The organism is Saccharomonospora halophila 8, assembly GCF_000383775.1.
Lineage (GTDB): Bacteria > Actinomycetota > Actinomycetes > Mycobacteriales > Pseudonocardiaceae > Saccharomonospora > Saccharomonospora halophila.
Genome location: NZ_KB912566.1, coordinates 17,562 through 19,567 on the forward strand (window position 1 = coordinate 17,562; position 2,006 = coordinate 19,567).

Genomic DNA, 2,006 nt, shown 5'->3' on the forward strand with positions numbered 1-2,006 from the left:
AGCCGCGCGGGCCGCGGCGGCCACGGCACGGGCGTGGTTGCCGCTCGAATAGGTGACCACTCCCCGCCGGCGCCGCCCCGCGTCGAGACGGGCGAGCGCGTTGACCGCCCCGCGGATCTTGAACGCACCGACCGCCTGGAGACTCTCCGGTTTCACCCACAGGGACCCGGGTTCTCCCGCCCACGGGCAGGGCAGTACCGGGGTGCGCACCGTCGCACCCCGGATCCGGTCGGCGGCGGCGCGGATGTCCTGCACGGTCACGAGATCCACCGGTCCAGTGTGCCACCGCGACCCCACGGCCCCGCCGTGTGCGGTCGGCGTGTGCGGACGGCGATCGTCCGCGCCGATTTCCTTCGAGCAATGTCGAGGGCAGGTACCGTGGCGGTGTGACGAAGCTCGCCGACCATCTCACCATCGGACAGGTCGCCGAACGCAGCGGCGTGCCGCACACCGCGTTGCGCTTCTACGAGGACCGCGGACTGATCCACGCGGAACGGTCCGCGGGGAACCAGCGCCGCTTCCCGCGCTCCGTGCTCCGGCGGATCGCCTTCATCCGCGCCGCGCAGCGGGTGGGGCTCTCGCTGGAGCAGATCGGGGAGGCACTCGCCACGCTGCCGCACGACCACGCCCCGACCAAGGCCGACTGGGCGCGGCTGTCCCGCGACTGGCGCGCCGAACTGGACGCGCGCATCGACGCGCTGCAACGGCTGCGGGACCAGCTCACCGGGTGTGTCGGGTGCGGCTGCCTGTCGCTGCGCACCTGCGCCCTGAACAATCCGGACGACCGGATCGCCCGGTACGGGCCGGGTGCCCCGGTGCTCAAACCGTCCGCCGAGGGCGGACTGTGACCCGGTGCCGCGGTCGGGCCGTGACCCGGCGCCCGGTCAGCCGCTCAGCCAGGCGACGGCACCGCCCACCGCGAGCAGCGCCGCGACGACGAGCGCGACGGCGAGGGCACGGGAGTTCTTCCAGGTGGTGAACGCCCCACCCGCGAGGAACCCGCCCACGGCGAACAGCAGCAGTGCCACGAGCGCGTCCGACATCGGTTCCTCCTCACCGGCCGGGCCCGGAGCCCCGATCCACGTCGACCACGGGCGCCCCCGACCGGCGGGTCACAGGACGCCCTTGGTGGACGGGACCCCGCCCGCGCGCGGGTCGGGTTCGCAGGCCTCCCGCAGTGCCCGCGCCAGCGCCTTGTACTGCGCCTCGGCGATGTGGTGCGGATCCCGCCCGTGCAGCACGCGGACGTGCAGCGCGATCTGTGCGTGGAAGGCGAACGACTCGAACACGTGCCGGGTGAGCACGAACGGGTAGTTGCCCCCGACGGTGAACGTGTGGAACCGCTCCGGTTCCCCGACCTGCACGCAGTACGGCCGGCCGGAGACGTCCACGGCCGCGTGCGCCAGGGTCTCGTCCATCGGGATCCACGCGTCGCCGAACCGGCGGATGCCCTGCTTGTCCCCGAGCGCGCGGTGCACCGCCTGCCCCAGCACGATCGCGGTGTCCTCGACGGTGTGGTGGGCGTCGATGTGCACGTCGCCGGTCGCCTCGACGGTCAGGTCGAGACTGCCGTGCGCGCCGAACGAGTGCAGCATGTGGTCGTAGAACGGCACCCCGGTGGAGACCTCGACCCGGCCGGTCCCGTCCAGGTCGACCTCCACCCGGATCGACGACTCCTTCGTGGTGCGCTCCACGGCGCCCTTCCGGGTCACGTCGCGACCTCCTTGCTCGCCCGCAGAAAGGCGTCGTTCTCCTCGGGTGTGCCGATGGTCACCCGCAGGTGCCCCTCGATCCCCACGTCCCGGATCAGCACTCCCTGGTCCACATAGGACCGCCAGACGGCGGGCGCGTCCGCGAATCGTCCGAACAGGACGAAATTGGCATCGCTGTGCACCGGGTAAAGCCCGAGTGCACGCAGGCCGTCGCAGACCCGTTCCCGCTCGGCGGCCAGCTCGGCCACCGAGGCGAGCGTCGCGTCGGCGTGCCGCAGCGCCGCACGGGCCGCC

5 protein-coding genes are annotated in these 2,006 nt (G+C 72.9%); 1 reads left to right on the forward strand and 4 read right to left on the reverse strand.

The window, feature by feature from the left end; translation table 11 throughout:
* On the reverse strand, window positions 1-270 hold a 270-nt coding region (locus SACHA_RS22435; RefSeq protein ID WP_039739264.1), incomplete at its 3' end, for a pyridoxal-phosphate dependent enzyme.
* 116 nt (window positions 271-386) lie between these two features.
* Between SACHA_RS22435 and soxR the strand changes: the two genes are divergently transcribed.
* The gene (gene soxR, locus SACHA_RS0115200; protein WP_019811049.1) at window positions 387-848 is read left to right on the forward strand and encodes a redox-sensitive transcriptional activator SoxR; all 462 of its coding nucleotides are present in this window, start codon (window positions 387-389) and stop codon (window positions 846-848) included.
* Window positions 849-884: 36 nt separating this feature from the next.
* Here soxR and SACHA_RS25625 read toward each other — a convergent pair whose 3' ends face one another.
* From SACHA_RS25625 to SACHA_RS22440, 3 genes are all read right to left on the reverse strand, one after another.
* A complete protein-coding gene (locus SACHA_RS25625; protein ID WP_019811050.1) occupies window positions 885-1,043 on the reverse strand; it encodes a hypothetical protein in 159 nt (52 codons plus the stop codon).
* A 69-nt stretch (window positions 1,044-1,112) separates the two neighbouring features.
* Complete coding sequence (hisB, locus tag SACHA_RS0115210) at window positions 1,113-1,712, reverse strand: imidazoleglycerol-phosphate dehydratase HisB (RefSeq protein ID WP_019811051.1); 600 nt, start codon at window positions 1,710-1,712, stop codon at window positions 1,113-1,115.
* A partial coding sequence (locus SACHA_RS22440) for an aminotransferase class I/II-fold pyridoxal phosphate-dependent enzyme (RefSeq protein ID WP_039739266.1) occupies window positions 1,709-2,006 on the reverse strand: 298 nt, incomplete at its 5' end. The genes SACHA_RS22440 and hisB, both read right to left, overlap by 4 nt.